Here is a 21,065-nt window from a genome sequence, read left to right as displayed (position 1 = left end):
TGTTTTATAGAAACAAATAGCAAAAAAAAGACTCGTACTAGCGAATAAAGCACAGCGTATTTTCCTATTTAAAATTTATTCTGGATTATACGTTTGTGATACTAACAAGAAGAAGATGATGAATTGGTATGTTGTTTATACAAAGTCCAAATGGGAGAAGAAAGTTGCGGAACAATTACAAAAAAGGGGAATTGAATGTTATTGTCCTTTGATCACTCAAATGCGGCAATGGTCTGACAGAAAGAAAAAAGTGGAAGTGCCTCTTTTTAATTCTTATGTTTTTGTTCAGTTGGCTGAAAGTGACAGGAATTCTGTTTTTGATACTGTGGGTGTAGTGCGTTACTTATTTTGGTTAGGGAAACCAGCAATTGTAAGGGATGAAGAAATTAACGTTATAAAAAAATGGCTCAATAGCGCTGATACTATTGATGTTGCGGTGGCCTCCTATCAAATTGGGGATTCCATACAATTGGAATCAGGTCCTTTCTCTGCACAAACAGCCACGATTCAGGACATGACCAATACGCATTATGTGTTGGTTTTGGAATCCATGGGATGTGTTTTGAAAATGAAAATTAAGTCGTAGCCGATTTCGTTTTTTAATCCTGCTACTCACTTGGTAGTGAAAAAAAAGTCGATTGCATTTATTTTTTGCATTTAGAGAGTTGTCTTACTCAAACGGTTGTAAAATATTTCTTTTGTTAAAAAAAAATGAAAAAACAACACTACATCCAAAATATTAAATACTGATAGTCAGTCTATTGTGTTTTTATATTGAAATGATAGCATTTTTTTAATACGTAATCGCTGAGAAGTGGTCTTTTTAATACTCTATTCTAGTTATATTTGCCTTCTTAATTTAATTCGCTTCTGCGCCTATTTATGGGAGTAAGAATCGCGAAGCGGTGGATTAAAATGAGGTAATTATTATTATTTATTGAAAGTATTCGCATTATTATTTAAAAAATGAATTCCATAAAAAAAATAGCAGTCATTGGTTTGGGTTATGTTGGTTTGCCACTGGCCAGATTGTTTGCGACTAAACATTCGGTTACTGGATTTGATATCAATCAGTCCCGAGTAGCTTCGTTGCAATCCGGAACCGATACTACATTTGAAGTATCTGACGAAGTTTTACAAAAAGTATTGTTACAAGAACCCAATGATTCAATTGGTCTGTATTGTACCACTGACATAGCTGCTATAGCTGACTGTACCTATTATATTGTAACGGTTCCCACTCCCGTTGATAAAAATAATCGGCCAGATTTGACTCCTTTGTATAAATCCAGTGAAACGGTTGGAAAGGTTTTGAAAAAAGGGGATATCGTTATTTATGAATCTACCGTTTATCCAGGCGCGACAGAGGAGGAATGTGTTCCCGTTTTAGAAAAAGTTTCCGGATTGCGATTTAATGTTGATTTTTTTGTTGGCTATTCGCCGGAACGAATTAATCCGGGAGATAAAGAACATACTGTAGAAAAAATTTTAAAAATCACTTCGGGTTCCACGCCAGAAATTGGACAGGAAGTCGATGAATTATATAAATCAGTGATTATTGCCGGAACGCATTTGGCACCGACCATAAAAGTAGCTGAAGCGGCGAAAGTGATTGAAAACTCCCAACGGGATATCAATATTGCTTTTGTCAATGAATTGGCTAAAATATTTAACCTGATGCAAATTGATACGCATGCCGTATTAGAGGCTGCTGGAACCAAATGGAATTTTCTTCCATTTAAACCAGGATTAGTAGGTGGGCATTGCATTGGCGTAGACCCATATTATTTGGCACAACGCGCACAGGAATTTGGCTATCATCCTGAGATTATCTTGGCAGGACGCCGTTTGAATGACAGCATGGGCGACTATGTGGCTTCACAAGTGGTAAAACTGATGATCAAAAAAGGGATTTCTGTAAATGGTGCCACCTTATTGATGCTTGGGATTACTTTTAAAGAGAACTGTCCCGATGTTCGCAATACAAAAATTGTGGATGTCATCACGGCTTTGGCTGATTATGGGATTAAAATTACTATTTATGATCCATTGGCAAATTCATCAGAGGTACAGCATGAATATGGTTTACTAACAACTGCTGTTTTACCAGAAGAAAAATTTGATGCCGTAGTTTTAGGTGTGGCGCACCAGCAATTCCTGAACGTTGATTTCTCTACATTACAAAATGAAAACAGTTTGTTGTATGATGTAAAAGGGATTTTAGGGGATGTTGCAGATGGGAAGCTTTAAGCGTTTTTCGATTAACGTTTAACGTCCATCGATTTTCGACTACTGTCCATCGTCTGTCGTCTGTCGATTTTCGAGAAAAGAACAACATCCATCGATTAACGTTTTTGTCCAACGTTTACCGTTTTTCGATTTCCGACATCGAAATACTAATCTCAAATAGCGATTTTCGAGTACCGAATTTCGAGTACCGAATAAAATATGGAATCTAATTTGGAAGTTTGGAAATTAGCTCATCAGCTCACTTTAGAGGTCTATAAAATTACGCAGTCCTTCCCAAAGTCTGAACAATTTGGTCTTATGAGTCAAATGAGAAGAAGCGTAAGTAGTGTTCCCACAAATATAATTGAAGGTCAGGCAAGACAATATAAAAAAGAGTTTATTCAGTTCTTGTACATAGCAAAAGGCTCCTTAGAAGAAACAAATTATCATTTGTACTTGTCTAAAGATTTAGGTTATATAACAGAGGCTGACTATGTATTTCTATTTGAATTGTGTACAAGAATAAAAATGATGTTGTATAAATTAATAAAATCGTTATCCGTTTAACGAAAATCGATTTTCGTCTATCGATTTTCGTCCAACGATCAGCGATTATCGAAACACGATTATCGAACAAGGAACATCGAAACAAGAATTTTGAACATCGAAATGCGAATCTCGAATAACGAATCTCGAATAACGAACATCGAAACACGAACAACGAGCATCGAATATAATATGGAAAATAAACATTCAATCACGCATGTCATTCTTACCGGTGGGGTGGGAAGCCGCTTGTGGCCATTGTCCCGTAAAAGCCAACCCAAACAATATTTAGATATTTTTGACGGTAAGTCCTTATTTGAAATGACCGTAGATCGCAATCGCAATATAGCAGATAATATGATGGTCGTCGGGAATATTGATAACTGTCATTTGAGTAGGAAAATTTTAGAAAAAATGGGAACCTCTTATATTGACATCATTGAATCTACACCAAGAAATACTGCTGCAGCCATTGCATTTGCTGCTTTTGCCGCTGATCCGGATTCTATTTTGATTGTAACGCCATCTGACCATATCATTAGCGATGGAGCAGCATACGAAACTGCCATCCAAGAAGCAATAGAAAAAGCCTCGCAAGGCTATATTGTTACTTTTGGGATTGTACCTACCAAACCAGAAACGGGATATGGGTACATTGAACGCAAAGGAGATGATGTAATCTCTTTTAGAGAGAAACCCAATCAAGTTTCAGCTCGAGATTTCATAGCCAAAGGAAATTTTCTTTGGAACAGCGGAATGTTTTGTTTTAAAGCAAGTATTTTTTTGGAAGAACTTCAATCGTTTGCCCCTGAAGTATATGAAAAATCTAAAATAGCCTGGCAGCATAATACGAATGGCAATTTAGATTTGGCTTTATCGCTGGATATCCCGTCGATCAGTATTGATTATGCGGTTATGGAGCGCAGTAAAAAGATTAAAGTAGTTCCTTCGACCTTTGTTTGGTCCGATTTGGGTTCATTCGAATCTGTTTATGATTATTTAGTTACTATTGGTCATCCGGTTGATGAAAATGGGAATATGGTGATTGGGACTACTAATTACACTGCTTTTATTGGAGTGAAAGATACTATTTTTGTGTATACACCCACTGCCAATTTGATATTGAAGAAAGAATTCTCTCAAGATGTCAAGAGTGTGTATAATGAACTGGATCGTGGAAATTCAGATTTGTTGTTGTAATGTTGGATGAATGAAACCTAAAGTTTAACAATAAATGAAATGATTTCAAGAGTTATCGACTGGACACGATAGTTATTTGTCAAATTAGGATTACCAGCTTCCTGCTAATTTTAAAAATTAAAAAAGCATTAGAAAATGAACCTTTCAAAAAAATAGTTTTAATTGTAACTGCAGCATATTTGTTAATAAATCCGAATGATAATCCTTCCCAAATTTATTCTTCAGAAAAGTTATTAACGAAAGTAGCTATGTAGACAATTAATTCTCTTCAATTTTGTCGATGAAATTATCTCTAATGTTTATAAATAGGATCTAGCAGGCAATTTTTTAATTTTTCATAAAGGAAATAAATAGAAAAAAAAATTCATTAAAGATTTATTTTAAGGAAACATTTTTAATTACTGTTTACCTTTCAAAAATATAGATTTTCTAGGATAGTCTGAGAAAATAAATAACAATAAATAACCAAAATAAATACATTGTCTAGTTCTAAAACAATAGCAAAAAATACTTTATTTTTATACTTCCGTATGTTTTTAACCATGGGGGTCGGATTATTTACTTCACGACTTGTTTTAGATGCATTAGGAGTATCAGACTACGGAATATATGGTTTGGTTGGTGGTATGGTTACAATGTTTGCTTTCCTAAACTCGGCCATGGCATCTGCTACCCAGCGCTATCTGTCCTTTGATATTGGGAGAAATGATATGGAACAGTTGCAAAAAACATTTAATGCAACTTTAAATATTCATATTTTTATAGCTCTTGTTATCTTGATTTTAGGTGAAACTATAGGTTTGTGGTTTATCAATTATAAATTGAATATTCCTACTGAAAGATTATATGCTGTGAATTGGGTCTATCAATTTTCTATATTAACATTTCTTTTGAGCGTTATTCAGGTGCCATACAACGCCTTGTTAATGGCAAGAGAACATATGCAAGCTTATGCATATCTAAGTGTAGTAGAGACAATTCTAAAGCTGGTTATTGTATTACTATTATTGCAATTAAATGCAGATAAACTCGTACTATATGCAATACTTACTTTTATTGTTTCATTAATTATGCAATTTGTTTTTAAATACTATTGTAAAAGACATTTTAAAGAATCTGTTTATCATTTTTATTATGACAAAGTTTATTACAAAGAGCTTTTAAGTTATTCGGGTTGGAATTTATTTGGGAATATAGCTGGTATAGCTCGTGGTCAGGGAAGTAACATCCTTTTAAATTTGTTTTTCGGACCTGTTGCCAATGCGTCTTATAGTTTAACGCTCATGGTACAAGGTGTTATAGGTAATTTTATTTCAAATTTTCAAATTGCAGTAAACCCACAGATAATAAAAAATTATTCGAAAGGAGATACAGAAGCTTCACTTAATTTGATGTACAAAAGTGCGAAGTTTTCTTTTTTTGCGATGTTAATTTTAATTACCCCTTTTTTGGCTAATATTGATTATATAATGAATCTTTGGCTGACTAAGGTGCCTCAATTCACCATTGAATTTATTCAACTTGCTTTGATTTATTCTTTAATTGAAACACTGGCAAATCCGCTGATTATTGGTGCTCAAGCAACTGGTAAAATTAAGTGGTACCAAATTGTAGTAGGAACCTTTATATTTTTAACACTCCCTGCAATTTGGCTCACTTTTAAAATCACCAATAATCCAATTAATACATTTTGGGTGCTAATAGGTAATTCTGTTATTGCATTGGTTTTTAGACTTTTATTTTTAAAAAAAATGATGGGTTTAAATTTAAAAGATTTTAATTTAAAAGTTCTTCTGAAAGTTCTTTTAGTATCAGGAACAACCTTTATTTTAGTTAATATTGCAAAACTTAGTAATGCAACAAGCTTATTTGAATTATGTTACCAATCAGTAGTTATTTGTGGACTTACAGTCATTCCTATTATTTTATTGGGTGTAAGTAAAAATGAAAAAAAATCATTCCTTTTCTGGTTAAATGAAAAAAAGTTTAAGAAATAATTTTATGAAAAAAATAAAACAAATTTTACGCCCATTATATTTACCTATTGTTAATTATAAAGATTCTAACTTTTATAAAGGATATGAATTAATTTCAAATTTTTTTGAGGATTATTTATTGTATAAAAAGTATTCAATTGTTTTTTCTAAGAAGGACATTAAAAATAAAGAAGCGGATTTAATTTTACATTATCACTCTATTGAAAAAGGGATGTTGTTTACAAAAATGAAAAGCGGATTTGCTAAAAACAGAGTCGAAAACTTACATAGGATGTTAGATGATAGCGAAGTTAAAGCTAATATGAACAGAGATCAAATCAAAACTGCTTACAGGATTATGTGTGAATATTATGAATTGCATCAAAAAGCAAATTATGATATAAGTACGATATATACTTTAGAACAATATAATGTCTATAAAAATATTTTAAGTAATTCTTATACAACTGATTTTAGTGGTAAAATTAACTGGATAAGAGATACATTTTATAACGATGTTAAATCTGATTTTCACAATTTTGCACACTCTAGAAAAAGTGTTAGGGAGTTTACAGGAGAAAAAATTGAGAGTAGTATTTTGAAAAAGGTTATTGATTTAGCAAATACAGCTCCTTCTGTTTGTAACAGGCAGGCTTCAAATATTTATTTGTTAGAAGATAAAGACAAAATTGAGAAAGTATTAGAGATTCAAGCTGGTTTTGCTGGTTACACAGATAATGTTTCACAATTATTAGTGCTTACAAATGACCGGAAATATTATTATACCGTGGGCGAAAGAAATCAGTTTTACATTGACGGTGGTGCTTATTTAATGAATTTATTATACGCTCTTCACTATTACAAAATTGCTAATTGTCCTGCAAATTGGGGAAAAACAAAAAGTGATGATCAATTAGTACGTAAAATTATAGCGATACCTGAGGCAGAAAAAATAATTTGTATGGTGCCGATTGGAATTGCTAAAGATAGCTTTAGAACAACACTTTCATTAAGACGATCCCATTCTGAAAATCTTATATGTTTTAAATAATGACACAAAAAAAAATAGCAGTACTTACACAGCCGTTAGGAGCAAATTATGGAGGAAGCCTTCAGAATTTTGCATTGACTCATTATCTATCCGTGATAGGATACAATGTCAAGACAGTTAATAGGGTGAATCAAAACCCTCATTCTAAATTTAAAATTCTTTTGAGTGGTTGGAAAAAATTAATTCTAAAAAAAATCTTAAATAAAAATGTTCTGACCTTTTCAGAGCAAAAAAAAATTTTTTATAGTCATAATACATTTTTATTAAATAATATTAATCTAACCGAAGAAATTGATAATACTTATTCTTTAAAACAACATTTTGAAGAAGAAAAATACGACATAGTGATTGTAGGCAGTGACCAAACATGGAGACCCAAATACTCTCCAAATATTTTTAATTATTTCTTGGATTTTTTACAAGGAAATAACAGCATAAAAAAAATAGTTTATGCTACTTCCTTTGGTACAGCTGAATGGGAATTTACTCCTGAGGAAACAAAGAAATGTAATGACTTGTCACTAGAATTTGATTCAGTCTCCGTTAGGGAAAAAAGCGGCATTGATTTGTGTCAGCAACATTTAGGACTAGCTCCAGAATGGGTATTAGATCCTACTATGCTATTAACCAAAGAAGACTATCTAAAAGTTGCTAATAAAAAAAAGATACCCAACAGATCAGGACTTTTTTCGTACATACTAGATGAAACAGTAAATATAAAAAGAATTATAGAAAATGCTAAAACGATTCTCAATGTAGACTCTTTTATCAATCAGCCAATTTCCCGTTCTGAAAATCCTCATGGGAGTACTTTTGAAGAATTGGTTTATCCTTCGGTAGAAGGTTGGATAAAGGCTTTTGATCAAGCGGATTTCATTGTTACTAATTCTTTTCACGGAACTGTTTTTTGTATTATTTTTAATAAACCTTTTTTAACAATCGTCAATAAACAGAGGGGAGCGTCTCGTTTTTATTCTCTCTTAAGCGAGTTTAAACTTGAAGACAGACTTGTTGACGAAGAAGATACACATATTGAAAGTATCGTTAAATCAGCGGTAGATTTTACTTTTGCTAACCAACGTTGGGATGAATTAAAACAGCAGTCTACGGCGTTTTTACATCAAAGTTTAACAAAATAATCATTTATTAATTTGAGTCCAAAAGTTTCCATTATTATTCCTTGTTACAATATCGCTACTCATATTAAGAAATGCGTTATAAGCTTATTATGTCAAAGTATGCCAGATTTTGAATTGTTGTTAATTGACGATGGTTCTACAGATAAAACTTTAGAATTATTAAACGTTTTTGAGAAACAAGACAGTCGTATTCGCGTTTTTAGCCATACTAATCAAGGCGTGAGCGCTACCCGGAATAGAGGTATAGTTAAAGCCCAAGCCGATTGGTTGATGTTCATAGATGGAGATGATTATGTAAAGCCTGATTTTTTAGAGCAGCATCTACAATATGCTGAAATTGGAATTTGGCCCATTTCTGGTATGGTCAATGTAAGTGAAGGAGGGATCGAAAATAAAAGTGAAGATTTTACAAAATTGATTGAAAAATTTCCTAGTGGTATTCTAAATAACGAAAATTTATTTGAAATAATAGTTTTTGAGTCAATTAGTTCACCTTGTGCTAGATTATATTATAAAGATGATTTAATAAAACATAATATTAAGTTTTCAGAAACATTAAGTTATCAAGAAGACTTAATGTTCAATTTAGAATATTTGAAATATATAGATCAAATTCAAATTTTGAATTATTTTGGTTATTACTATGTTAAAAATGAAGAGTCTTCATCTTCCAGATATCATGTAAACTTCAATCATTTACCATTGCTTTTGATTAAATTACAAGAGATAGCGGGAAAAAATAAAAGTTTAGAAAAAATAAAACCATTTTTATTTGATACTTTGCTAAAAAAAGTCTCAAATTCTTTTCACAAAGAATCAGGCAATAACTTTATAACAAAGAAAAAAGAGATGAAGGAATTATTTAATTCAATGTATTTTTTTTATGTCAGAAACTTTATTTATGAATCCAGTATTAATTCTTTTTACAAAACAGCTTTATATTTCAGAAGTTTTACGGGGCTTTACATTTATTATAGGCTATACAATTTTTTAAAAAAATAATAATTTGAAAACATATAAAAAAATTGGAATAATTGTTTCAAAGGAAATTAATTCACTTAGAAATTGGGAGTTAATTCTTATTATGAATTTAGTTAATTCAAATAATTGTGAAGTTACAATTATTGATATTCGAAATGTGTTAGAAGATAACAAGTCGAAAAAGAAGACATTCTTTAAAAATTCAATAGTTTTTTTTATTTACGGCATACAAGAAAAAATTGAAAAAATATTATTTGGAAAGTCTAATAATAATAAACTACTAGAACAACTAAAAGATAGATTAGATATAATTCTATGTTTGAAAAATGTTGAATTAAATGGGAAATTAAATTTAAATGAAGAAAGTTATAAAAAAATAAAAGAAGCTAATTTAGAAATAATCATTGATTTACAAGGGTTAGAGTTTAATTCAAAAGACTATGACTGTACTGAACAAGGGTTTTTGCAAATTTTTTTCTCTAATAATAATAAAGCAGATTATCCTTATGCTTTAAAAGAGATTGCCAAAAAAGAAGAATATTGTATTATTTCTTTAATGCAGTATAATTCAGAGTATCCAAATGGAATAATAATTGATACCGCATATCATAATTGGTTTTGGGGTTTTTATAGAACTCAATTAGAATTACAACAAAAAGGCATTGCTTTAATTCAAAAAAATTTAACTGAATTAAATAAAAAAAATAGAAAATATGAAGTGAATTTAATAGAAGATAATAATGATTATCAATTAACTAATGTTACATTGTTGAAATATCTGTTTAATTTTTATAAAAATATATTAAAGTATAAAATGCATAATACATTTCCATTAGGTAGATTAGATTGTTGGACATTGAATATAGGGGAAGGCGAATTTATACAAGCAGATTTATCTAAAATAACGAGTATTGATATGCCTAAAGATGTTTTTTGGGCGGACCCTTTTTTATACAAGTATAATAACAAACATTTTGTGTTTTTCGAGAATTTGCCATACAAAAATATGGTAGGTAAAATATCAGTTGGAGAGATTAAAAAAATGAAAAATGGCAATTTTTCGTTAGAAAATGTAAATGATATTTTTACTAAAGATTATCATCTTTCTTATCCTTGTATTTTTAATGAAGATAATGAAATTTTTATGATTCCGGAAACTGGCGGGAATAAACGCTTAGAAATTTATAAATGTGTTCAATTTCCAGATAAGTGGGAATTATTTTCAACTGCTTTTGAAGGAGAGAAAATAGCAGACGCTACTTACTTCAAAGATAAAAACAATCAAAAATGGTTGTTTTTAAATAAAGGAGTTGATTTATATATTTATCAAATAGATAGTTTAAAATTAGAAAAAATAGATAGCCATCGTCAGAATCCAGTTTCAATGGATTGTAGAAAAAGCAGAAACGCAGGTCCTATTTTCCAACAGAATGATAGTTATGTGAGGCCTAATCAAGTAAATACATTTGGTATTTACGGAAGAGCACTTCGCCTTTCTAAAATTATAAATTTAGATTTAAATAACTATGAGGAAGAAGAGTTGACAGTTGTTGAGCCTGATTTCAGAAAAAACGTTATAGGAATTCATCATCTTCATCAATTAGAAAATATGTTTGTATTTGATAGTTGTTACAAAAAATATTGAATTATAAACTTTATTCTTTTTTTTGTTAATCTGTCATATAATGCTATTAGCAAGAATGAAATAGTTTTATAATATATATTGTTAAGAAAAAAAAGTAATATTTTTTTTCAGTAATATTACTTTAGATAGAAAATATTAACATCTTGAAAAGTTCTGATTTTTTAAGGTGTTAATATTTTCTATATATATTAATTTGCTTTCGATTGTTTTTATTTAAAATTTAAAAATATATGGTAGTTATACAATGTTCACAGTTTTCAGCACCATATAAGGGGGCTTTTATTAAATCTCTAGAACGATTAGAAGAGTTGAATAGTGAAAACAGTAAATTTGTCTATGTTTTTCCTCAGAAAACAAAAAAAACTTCTTGGATTAATCAATTCATGAATGATCATGAGGTTTATTTCACAATGGATGATTTTATTAACGGTTCTGATGAATTGCTAGTTATTTTTAATGAAGTTAAGCCGGATATAGTTCATACCCATTTTGACGGCTACGATATACCTGTAACTTTTGCGAAAAATGGTTATCTAAAAAAATATGGTCATGATATAAAAGTAATATGGCATTTACACAATAAAATCACCTTCCATTCAAATAATTTAAAGAAGATCTATCAGTTTATTATTTTTAAATATCATTATGGTTATCTTGCAAGGAAAGTAAATATTATTTCTGTAAGTGATGAAATGTCTAAGTTTGTTAGTCGTTTTGGTAATCGGAATAATTTAAAATTTATTACTGAAGTCATTTTTAATGGAGCTAGGCAGCCAAATAAAATTTTCAGAAATGCTCGGCTAAAGACGGATTGTGTCGTATTTGGCACCTTTGGAGGAAGAAATATCGATAAGAGAATTGATGTATTATTAAATGCTGCACAAATCTTAAGCGAAAAGAACTTAAAATTTAAAGTTGTAATTACTAAAGGAGTTGACACAGTTGAAGTTGTAAAATATTTTTTTCGTGGAAATTTTCCAGATTGGTTGGAATTAATTGATGAAACCGACAATGTTGCTGATTTTTTTAATTCAATTAATTGTTATGTTTCAACATCAGTTCATGAAACATTTTCTTTTGCCATATTAGAGGCTACATTTTACAACATTCCAGTAATTCAGTCTAATATACCTGGAACAATGTGGAATGCTGATAAGCCGTCGACATTTGTATTTGAGTCGCTAAATTCAAAAGATTTAAGTATCAAAATGGAAGAGGTTATATTATTTACTCCCAATGATCTTGATGAATTATGCTTAAAAACGAAAGAAATTAATTTAGCTATTTTTGATGTAGATATTTGGTGTAGCAAAGTAAAAGATGTTTATTGTAAAGTACTTAGATAAATAATCTATAAAATGAAAAAATTTTTATTCCTGTATGGTCCATTAAATGCCGGTGGGGCAGAACGCGTTTTAATCGATTTCTTGCATAATATAGATTACGCTAAGTTTGAAATAGATCTTTGTTTGATAATAAATCAAGGCATTTTATTGCCTGAGGTGCCAGAACAAGTTACTATTATCCCACTTTGGGAAGATTATAATTTATATTACAAAATAGCGTACCGTTTATCTATATGGTTTGGAAATAATAGCATGTTTCGCCATGTGCTTAGAAAAAAAATCACAAGGCAGTATGATGCGGAAATCAGTTTTTTAGAAGGAATTCCCTTGAAGCTGCATTCGCTAATGGAAACCAAAGCAAAAAAAATTACGTGGGTGCACTGTGACTTGTTCAATTTTCCATACGAAGCCAAACAGTTTGCTAAAGAAGAAGAACTATGCGCCTACAACAAAATGGATGCTGTGGTCTGTGTTTCTAACGATGCATTGAATGCCTTTGAAAAACGATTTCCCACCTGCACGTCAAATAGAATGGTAATCTATAATCCTATCGATGTCGCTAAAATACTAAACTTAGCAAACGAAGAATATGACAAAAGCAATGAATTATTTACTATTGTTACCGTAGGCAGATTAACGCACCCCAAAAAAATGGATAGGGTTATGCGATTAGCATCACGATTTAAAAAAGAGCAGATAAAGGTGTGTTTTCAAGTTATTGGTGATGGAGAATTAAAAGAAGAATTGTTTGCTTTAAGAAAAAAATTAGATGTAGAAGATTTAGTTGAATTTATAGGTTTTGTCAGGAATCCCTTTCCTTACATTAAAAATGCAGACATGCTACTTTTAAGTTCAGCATATGAGGGTTTTGGATTAGTTGTTTGTGAGGCCATGTCCTTGGGAGTCCCAGTTGTTTCAACCAAAACTGCCGGGCCTACAGAAATTATAGATAATAACAAATACGGCTTATTGTGTGAACACGACGATGAAGCCATTTATATCGCAGTAAAAAGAATGATTGAAGAGGACGATTTAAGATTACATTACAAAGAAGTAGGATTACAAAGAGCGAAGGATTTTAGTGTTGAGCGAACTGTAAATGAATTTGAGAAATTATTAAGTATTTAAATGTATTTGAAGCAATGCAAATTAGCAAAAAACTATCCTTTCAAAGAGGATTAGAGTTTAATATAAAGGATTTCATTATCCAAAAGAAAAAAATATTAGGTAATGAATAAGATAAAGATTCTTTTTTTATTGAGTAATTTAGAGAGTGGCGGTGTGTCAAAGAGTGCGGTTACGTTATTGAATAATTTGGATTATGAGAAGTATGATGTAGATCTTTTATTAATATCTAATAATGGCATTCTTAAAAATGATTTGAATAAAAGTTTGAATATAATTATATTTTCTGAATTAGATGCTATATTTCATCTTAATATAAAATCATTGTCCAAGTTATTATTTATAGCACCTTTTCGACTCTTTTTAAGATTATTTCAGATATTAATATCTTTATTTGACAAAGGTTACGGAGGAATTCTATTGTCAAAATTGATACCCAAAATGAATAAGAAATATGATGTGGCTATTGATTATCAAGGACAACATTTATTATATTATTTAATCGATAGCGTTGATGCCATAAAAAAAATTACTTTTTTTCACAGTGACTACGAAAAATGGGACTATTACTATAGCGCTGACAAGAAGTATTATCCTAAAGCAGATCATATATTTACTGTTTCTCCACACTGTGTACAATCATTGAAGAAGCGATTTCCTTCGGAGTCGAATAAAATTAAGTTAATGGAAAACATAGTGTCCATAGACGAAATTAGACTAAAATCTAAATTGGAAGTTAAAGATCCTTTGGATGCAAACGTTTTTAGTATTTTAACTATTGGGCATGTATGTAAGGCTAAAGGAACCGATTTTGCTATTGATGCAATGTCTATTTTAAAATTAAAGAATATTAAATTCAAATGGTATTTTATTGGTGCAATAGATAATCCTGAACATTATAGTCAAAAAGTAAAAGGAAACGATTTAATCAATGAGATTACTTTTATGGGATTAAAATCAAATCCTTACCCTTATTTGAATCAGACTGATATGTTTGTCTTACCATCTCAGTTTGAAGGTAAATCAATTGCCTTGGACGAAGCAAAAATAGTATGTAAACCAATAGTGGTTACTAATTTTTCTACTGTAAATGATCAGTTTACGAATCGTGTTAATGCCAGTATTTGTGAAATGAATGCTAAAGATTTGGCTGATAAAATAGAAGAATTGATGATAAATGAAAAACTAAGAGGCAAATATATATCGGCTTTAGAATCAGAGCTTAGTGATAACAGAAGCGAGATAAAAAAGTTAGAAGCTATTTTTAATTCGGTTAAATAATATACGCATTGGACAATATAGCTTTATATAATAGCATTTATTTCGGAATAATATTTTTTAGTTTTATGGTAATATTAACAATATTCACAAAAAACAATCTAAAATACACTTCTTTTAACGGACTTTCTTTCATTTATATAGTGACTCTAATTTTATTGATAGGGACGTTTCCTATACATGAAGTAGAGGATCGCGATTCATACTTTGACCAGTATAGGGAACTGCAGCAAGCCAGTTTAAATATGGTTTTAAAGGACAAGTTATTTTCAGCGTATATGAAATTTTGTACCTTATTTATGAATGTGCAAGTTTGGTTTGTATTGACATCTTTAATTTATACATTAAATTTTTATTATTTCTCAAAGAAAATTACCCGAAACCATTTTATACTTTTCCTAGGATTAATCACCAATTTTGTTTTTTTTGCTTACGGGATAAATACTGTAAGGGCAGGATTGGCTTCTTCTTTTTTATTATTAGCCTTATCTAAGATTGATAATAAAAAGCTGTTTTACTTTTTTTTATTACTTTCTGTAGGTTTTCATAATTCGATGCTCTTGCCTGTTTCGGCTATACTATTGGCTCGAAGATATAATGCAACCAAATATTATTATTATTTCTGGATTTTCTGTATACCCCTTAGTTTTGTTTTTGGAGCTCAACTACAATTAGTTATGGCATCTTTTGTAGAGGATGAACGATTTGTAGATTATCTTACAAAACAGGAAAGTGATTATAATATGGGTTTCAGAATAGACTTTATTCTCTATAGTCTAATTCCAATTGTAGCAGGCTATTATTACATTTTTAAAAAGAATTATAAAGATAAATTATATTCTGTTATCTATAATTCATATATCATTGCAAATGCTTTTTGGGTACTCGTAATTCGAGCGAACTTTTCTGATAGATTTGCCTATTTATCGTGGTATATTTATATGGTTGTACTCTTGTATCCGTTATTAAATCAACAATTGTTTAAAAAGCAATCAAGACTAATTGCATTAATTCTGATTTATAATATTGTATTTACAATTTACATACTGAGATAATAATGATAACAGTTTTTACACCCACTTATAATAGAGCCAATTTATTGCCAAGACTGTACAACAGTCTATTAAGGCAAACAAATCAAAATTTTGAATGGCTAATAGTAGATGATGGCAGTTCGGATTCTACTGAAGAATTCATAAATCAATGTATTTTAGAAAATAAATTGGCTATAATTTATCATCTTCAGGTAAATAAAGGCAAGCACTATGCCATAAATAAAGGACTATCTTTTGCTAAGGGAATTCTTTTCTTTATTTTAGACAGTGATGATTTTCTTCCGGCTGATGCGCTCGAATTGGTGATTAATCAATATGAGAAGGTAAAAGAAGACCCTTCTATAGCGGCTGTTGCAGGGCGTAGAATGTACGATTCAGGTGAAATCGTTGGCAGTTCTAATTTTGATGAAATACGATCTAATTCTCTTGATATCCGATACAAATACAACGTTACCGGCGATTTGGTAGAGGTGTTCCGAACAGATGTTTTAAAGCAGTTTCAATTTCCCGAGATTGAAAATGAAAAATTTTGTGCCGAGTCATTGGTATGGAACAGGATAGCTCAAAAATATAACATATTATTTTTTAATAAAGGAATTTACACAACGGAGTATTTGCCGGGAGGATTAACTTCTAATATCGTAAAAATAAGGATGAAATCACCTCTAGGAGCAATGTTTTGTTATTCGGAATTAGAAAGATATGATATTCCTTTTACCCAAAAAATTAAGGCAAACATCAATTTTTGGCGATTTTCTTTTAATTCCAATAAAGGTATTAGAGAGAAAATAGAAAGTGTGAATATTATGAATAGTGTTATAGGCTTTCCTGTCGGTTTTTTTATGTATTTAAATGATTTAAGAAAAAATAAATGAAAATTTTGCAAATTATAAATTCGTTAGGTACAGGAGGGGCCGAAAAATTATTGCTGGATACCATTCCATTATACCGTAAGGCAGGTATCGATATGGACGTATTAGTATTTTGGAACAATAACCATCAGTTTATCAAAGCGTTAAAAGCTTTAGATTGCTGTAAAGTAATCGTTTTAAAAGAGTCGGATAATTACAAGGATATTTATGCTTTGTCTCACATTTGGAAATTACGACCTTATTTAAAACAATACGATGTGGTGCACGTGCATTTATTTCCGGCACAGTATTATACCGTTGTGGCTAAAATATTGGGGGGTAGTGACTGTAAGTTGATTTTTACAGAGCACAGTGTTTCTAACAGAAGAATAGAAGGGAGCTTTTTATACCGTTTTTTTGACAGACTTATTTATAGAAAATTTTCAGTAGTTGTGGCTATAACTATTCAAGTAGCTGATATTGTTAGAAATCATACGCTTATAAATAAAAATAAAATAAAAGTAATACTTAATGGAGTATCGATTGAAAAAATTAAAGATTCTAAACCTTACTTTAAAACGGTTTTTTTTGAAACAGATTCTACAAATGATAAACTAATAATTCAGGTATCTTCATTCAGAGAACCAAAGGATCATGCTACATTATTAAAAGCCTTAAAATTATTGCCATCAGAAGTCAAATTAATTTTGGTAGGTGATGGTGTATTAAAAAAAGAATGTGAAGAACTCACAGAAGCATTGGGATTACAAGGGAGAGTTTTGTTTTTAGGGCAGCGAATGGACATTCCACAACTCTTAAAAACGGCTGATATTGTTGTGTTGTCTTCTAAATATGAAGGGCTTTCCTTATCCAGTATTGAAGGGATGGCTTCAGGAAAACCTTTTGTCGCTTCGGATGTACCGGGCTTATCGGATATTGTAGCAGGAGTAGGAGTCCTTTTTGAATGTGGTAATGCAAAAGAATTGGCAACGAGGATTGAAAGACTCTTGGATGATAAAATGTACTATGATTCAGTTGTACGTGCCTGTCAGGAAAAATCCAAGCAATATGATATCCAAGTTATGATTCAAAAACATATAGATTTATATAAAATAGTAGCGTTACAATAATGAACAAAATAAAAATTTTTAGATATGATATTGGGGCTCTGAGAGCTTTGTCTGTATTAAGTGTTGTTTTATACCATTTCAAAGTTCCTTTTTTTACAGGTGGCTTTATGGGAGTTGATGTCTTTTTTGTCATTTCTGGTTTTTTGATGTCTAAAATTATTTTAGAGGGTTTTACCAAAGAAAATTTTAGTTTAAAGATTTTTTATGAAAAAAGGGTACAAAGATTAATGCCAGCGTTACTTGTTTTGTTATTATTTGTTATCCTTCTTTCGAACATTTTCTTTTTTGCAAGTGATTCGCGACTTAACAGTAAATATTCATTTTTGAGTCTTTTTTTTATTTCAAATGTTTATTATTGGCTTTATATCAATTATTTCGATCTTTCTTCACAGGCCAATATTTTATTACATACTTGGTCATTGTCAGTTGAATGGCAGTTTTATATACTATATCCACTTGTTTTATTACTATTAAAAAAAACATATAAATCTGTTAGAAGAAAATTTTTATTAATTTACTTTGGAATATTGTTAGCTTCTTTTATTCTTACTCTTTTAATTACAAAAGAACATAATAATTTTTCATTTTATATGTTTCCTACCCGTGCTTGGGAGATGATGTTCGGTGGTTTAGCTTTTCTTTATAGCGATTTCCTTAAGAAAAGTATGTCCGATATTCTGAAAAAAACTCTGGTAATCATTTGTTTTACAGTTTTGATGTTCTGTAATCCGCTTATTAATGAGAGTTTTATTTGGCCATCGGCATATACTTTAATACCTGTAATTACGACCTTTTTTATTTTAGGATTGGATATTAAATTTTTATTGTTCCAAAATAAAATAATTCAGTTTATAGGGAATATATCCTATTCTTTGTATTTGTGGCATTGGCCAATTTATATTATTTTTAAGTATTATGGTGTGGCTAATGAGCTAAACATAATTCCAATGTGTCTTTTGTCTTTAATTTTTTCTGTATTGTCGTTTTATTTTATTGAGCAAAACAAGAGTTTTTCTACTTATAAAGTAATAATACCATTATTTTTAATTATTTCGTTGTCGTCCGTTTATTTATTTTATTATCCAACCAATAAGTTTTCAAAGTTAGTGTCAATTTATGATGCATCAACCTTTGAAATAGCTAATTATAATGAAGCTCATAAGGCAGAAAAAGATAAGCAGTTTAATCCTTGTGGTTGTTTTATAACAGGAGGAGACAATATAAAAGATTTTAATAAAGAGAAATGTTTGAAAATTGATAAGAGCAAAAAAAATATGTTATTGATTGGTGATAGTCATTCAGCTCAATTTTCTCAAACTTTGAGAGAAAAGTTAAAAGATTATAATTTAATTGAAGTTAGTGCGGGTTATACATTTCCTTTTCCAAATCCTAAAGGTTTAAAAGATTCAAGGGATTTAATGAGTTTTTTATACAGTGACTTTATTCCTAAAAACGCATCGGATATTGATGTAGTTTTAATATCCGTTCATTGGATGATGGCAAAACAAAGCGTTATGGGTTATGAAAAAGAAGAAATTAAAACGAAACTTTTAGAAATGACTAACTATTATTCAAAATTTGGTATCAAATTTTTAATTTTAGGTCAGACGGAATCATATACAACCACTTTCCCGCGAGTAGTAGCTTTCAATAAAATCAACGATAACAATGAATTTTCGAAATACTTTTCAAATGAAACAGCTTTTATGAATATCTTTTTAAAAACTATAATTCCTGATAAAAATTATGTTGATTTATATAATTTGAAAGGAATAACAAAATTTGATTCTAATAAAAATATTCCATATATGTTCGATGACAACCATTTTACAAAATATGGGACAGATCAAATAGTAGATTATTTGTTAAAAAACAAATATTTTTGATTATTAATTTTTTGACACACAAAATTTTTGAGAAAAGATCAGAAAACGGTGAAAGTAGCAATGACCTTCTTGCCTTTGAGTATAAAATAATTTTGGTAGATGAAAAGTGTTAGATAAAGATAGTAGAAAATGCGCACGAGGTTTGGAACCACAGGACAGAGTTTTATTTTTAGTCCAACGTATAGATATTTAGTAGTTATTGAAAACTGCAGATTTCGTTGTCCTGTCTTCTAAATGTTAGAGTTTGTCATTGTCCAGTATTTAAAGTATGCCTTCAGCAAAACATTTTGTATACACTAATGTTTTTGGTTTATCTGAAATAGTGGGTATGTTGGTGCGCTACTTGAACAAGGAAATGCTAAATTATTGACAGTAGAAATTAAAAAATTACTCAAAGAGAGTGATTATTATCAATCAATAGAAGATACTCGCCAAGAAAGAATTAATTTTTAGTCATTCAAGTTATAGAAGATAAACATGTTTAATTATACGAATCAACAAATGAAAAATAATATAGTATATCTTTCTGGATTAAACGGTTTAAGATCGATTGCAGCCTTATCCGTTGTCATTTCCCATATCGCCGGGTCGATTAATGGGTTTAATGTGAAAATTTATTTATTTGGAATAAATAAAAACGGATTGCCGAATGGTTGGAATTTGGGTTCAAATGGAGTTACAATATTTTTTGTGCTAAGTGGGTTTCTAATTACCTATTTATTATTACTCGAGAGGAAAAAAGCACCAATTAGTATTAGAAAATTCTATATCCGCCGTGTTTTAAGAATTTGGCCTGTGTATTATATGTATTTTTTTGTATGTATTTTAATAATATTATCACTAGGAGAAAACATTGGCTTAGATGCTTTTTTTTATTATTTGTTCTTTGCGGCAAATATCCCTTTTGTTTTTGAATTTACTTTGCCGTTTCTTGCTCATTTTTGGTCTATAGGTGTTGAAGAGCAGTTTTACTTATTTTGGCCATGGTTGATAAAAAAAACAAAACAAAATAGTTTTACTATTATTTTGTCTACGGTAATAGTCATCAATGTTATTAGGTATTTTTTATGGTGGAAATATCCTTTTTCGGATAGTGCTATTTTTTCTATAGTAAATAGATTTGATTGTATGATGGTAGGAGGCTTAGGAGCAATACTTTTTTATGAAAAAAATACTTTTTTTTTAAAACTATTTGATAATAAAATCACGCAACTTTTGGCATGGATTATAATGATACTGATGGCTTTTAATATTAAGTTTATTAATTCTATTGTTGATACCACTATAGTTACAGCTATTTCTTTAATTTTAATCGTAGGTCAAATCAACGTTAAAAATAGGTTGATTAATCTAGAGTTACCCTTTTTTAACTTTATTGGAAAAATATCTTATGGAATTTATGTTTACCACATGTTGATAATTTTTATTTTTTCGAATTTATTTAAATACATAGACCTTCAAGAGAATTATAAGCTTTTTTTGGTTTATGGTTCTGTGATTTCGGCTTCAATTATATTAGCCTATATATCATATGAATATTTTGAAAAATATTTTATAAAATTGAAGAATAATTTTGCGGTTGTAAAAAGTTCTGCTTCAAGACCGAATAAATAAAATAATATTTATC

General features: G+C 30.0%; 17 protein-coding genes. All 17 read left to right on the top strand.

What is annotated here, in order from left to right:
* The first annotated feature begins 115 nt into the window (after window positions 1-115).
* The 17 genes from DR980_RS12510 to DR980_RS12430 all read left to right on the top strand — a co-directional run bounded on the left by DR980_RS12510 (window position 116) and on the right by DR980_RS12430 (window position 21,052).
* Window positions 116-586 (top strand): UpxY family transcription antiterminator, encoded by a 471-nt coding sequence (locus DR980_RS12510; RefSeq protein WP_317047937.1) that lies wholly within the window; start codon window positions 116-118, stop codon window positions 584-586.
* Between the two features lie 380 nt (window positions 587-966).
* The gene (locus DR980_RS12505; RefSeq protein WP_113636663.1) at window positions 967-2,250 is read left to right on the top strand and encodes a nucleotide sugar dehydrogenase; all 1,284 of its coding nucleotides are present in this window, start codon (window positions 967-969) and stop codon (window positions 2,248-2,250) included.
* Window positions 2,251-2,448: 198 nt separating this feature from the next.
* Window positions 2,449-2,796, top strand: coding sequence for a four helix bundle protein (locus DR980_RS12500; protein ID WP_113636661.1), 348 nt, complete (start codon window positions 2,449-2,451; stop codon window positions 2,794-2,796).
* A 171-nt stretch (window positions 2,797-2,967) separates the two neighbouring features.
* Window positions 2,968-3,975, top strand: a complete 1,008-nt coding sequence (locus DR980_RS12495) for a mannose-1-phosphate guanylyltransferase (protein ID WP_113636818.1) — start codon at window positions 2,968-2,970, stop codon at window positions 3,973-3,975.
* 479 nt (window positions 3,976-4,454) lie between these two features.
* A complete protein-coding gene (locus DR980_RS12490) occupies window positions 4,455-5,972 on the top strand; it encodes a lipopolysaccharide biosynthesis protein (RefSeq protein ID WP_146779240.1) in 1,518 nt (505 codons plus the stop codon).
* 4 nt (window positions 5,973-5,976) lie between these two features.
* Complete coding sequence (locus DR980_RS12485) at window positions 5,977-7,002, top strand: nitroreductase family protein (protein WP_208630809.1); 1,026 nt, start codon at window positions 5,977-5,979, stop codon at window positions 7,000-7,002.
* Window positions 7,002-8,141 (top strand): polysaccharide pyruvyl transferase family protein, encoded by a 1,140-nt coding sequence (locus DR980_RS12480; RefSeq protein ID WP_113636655.1) that lies wholly within the window; start codon window positions 7,002-7,004, stop codon window positions 8,139-8,141. Before DR980_RS12485 ends, DR980_RS12480 begins: the two co-directional genes overlap by 1 nt.
* 12 nt (window positions 8,142-8,153) lie before the next feature.
* Window positions 8,154-9,143 (top strand): glycosyltransferase family 2 protein, encoded by a 990-nt coding sequence (locus tag DR980_RS12475; RefSeq protein WP_167400565.1) that lies wholly within the window; start codon window positions 8,154-8,156, stop codon window positions 9,141-9,143.
* Between the two features lie 4 nt (window positions 9,144-9,147).
* Window positions 9,148-10,767, top strand: a complete 1,620-nt coding sequence (locus DR980_RS12470; protein WP_113636652.1) for a glucosamine inositolphosphorylceramide transferase family protein — start codon at window positions 9,148-9,150, stop codon at window positions 10,765-10,767.
* 230 nt (window positions 10,768-10,997) lie between these two features.
* Complete coding sequence (locus DR980_RS12465) at window positions 10,998-12,113, top strand: glycosyltransferase family 4 protein (RefSeq protein ID WP_113636650.1); 1,116 nt, start codon at window positions 10,998-11,000, stop codon at window positions 12,111-12,113.
* A gap of 12 nt (window positions 12,114-12,125) precedes the next feature.
* Window positions 12,126-13,241, top strand: coding sequence for a glycosyltransferase (locus DR980_RS12460; protein WP_113636648.1), 1,116 nt, complete (start codon window positions 12,126-12,128; stop codon window positions 13,239-13,241).
* Between the two features lie 102 nt (window positions 13,242-13,343).
* Entirely contained in the window at window positions 13,344-14,519 is a 1,176-nt protein-coding gene (locus DR980_RS12455) for a glycosyltransferase (protein ID WP_113636646.1), read from the top strand.
* Between the two features lie 65 nt (window positions 14,520-14,584).
* Complete coding sequence (locus DR980_RS12450) at window positions 14,585-15,571, top strand: EpsG family protein (RefSeq protein WP_113636644.1); 987 nt, start codon at window positions 14,585-14,587, stop codon at window positions 15,569-15,571.
* 2 nt (window positions 15,572-15,573) lie between these two features.
* Window positions 15,574-16,446 (top strand): glycosyltransferase family 2 protein, encoded by an 873-nt coding sequence (locus DR980_RS12445; RefSeq protein ID WP_208630808.1) that lies wholly within the window; start codon window positions 15,574-15,576, stop codon window positions 16,444-16,446.
* Window positions 16,443-17,552, top strand: a complete 1,110-nt coding sequence (locus DR980_RS12440; protein ID WP_113636640.1) for a glycosyltransferase — start codon at window positions 16,443-16,445, stop codon at window positions 17,550-17,552. Before DR980_RS12445 ends, DR980_RS12440 begins: the two co-directional genes overlap by 4 nt.
* The gene (locus tag DR980_RS12435; protein WP_113636638.1) at window positions 17,552-19,438 is read left to right on the top strand and encodes an acyltransferase family protein; all 1,887 of its coding nucleotides are present in this window, start codon (window positions 17,552-17,554) and stop codon (window positions 19,436-19,438) included. Before DR980_RS12440 ends, DR980_RS12435 begins: the two co-directional genes overlap by 1 nt.
* A gap of 501 nt (window positions 19,439-19,939) precedes the next feature.
* A complete protein-coding gene (locus DR980_RS12430; RefSeq protein WP_167400564.1) occupies window positions 19,940-21,052 on the top strand; it encodes an acyltransferase family protein in 1,113 nt (370 codons plus the stop codon).
* The last annotated feature ends 13 nt before the right edge of the window (window positions 21,053-21,065 follow it).

Source organism: Flavobacterium psychrolimnae (assembly GCF_003312425.1).
Taxonomy (GTDB): Bacteria; Bacteroidota; Bacteroidia; order Flavobacteriales; family Flavobacteriaceae; genus Flavobacterium; species Flavobacterium psychrolimnae.
The sequence above is the reverse complement of the archived record's forward strand: the minus strand, read 5'-3'. Positions and strand labels throughout refer to the sequence as shown.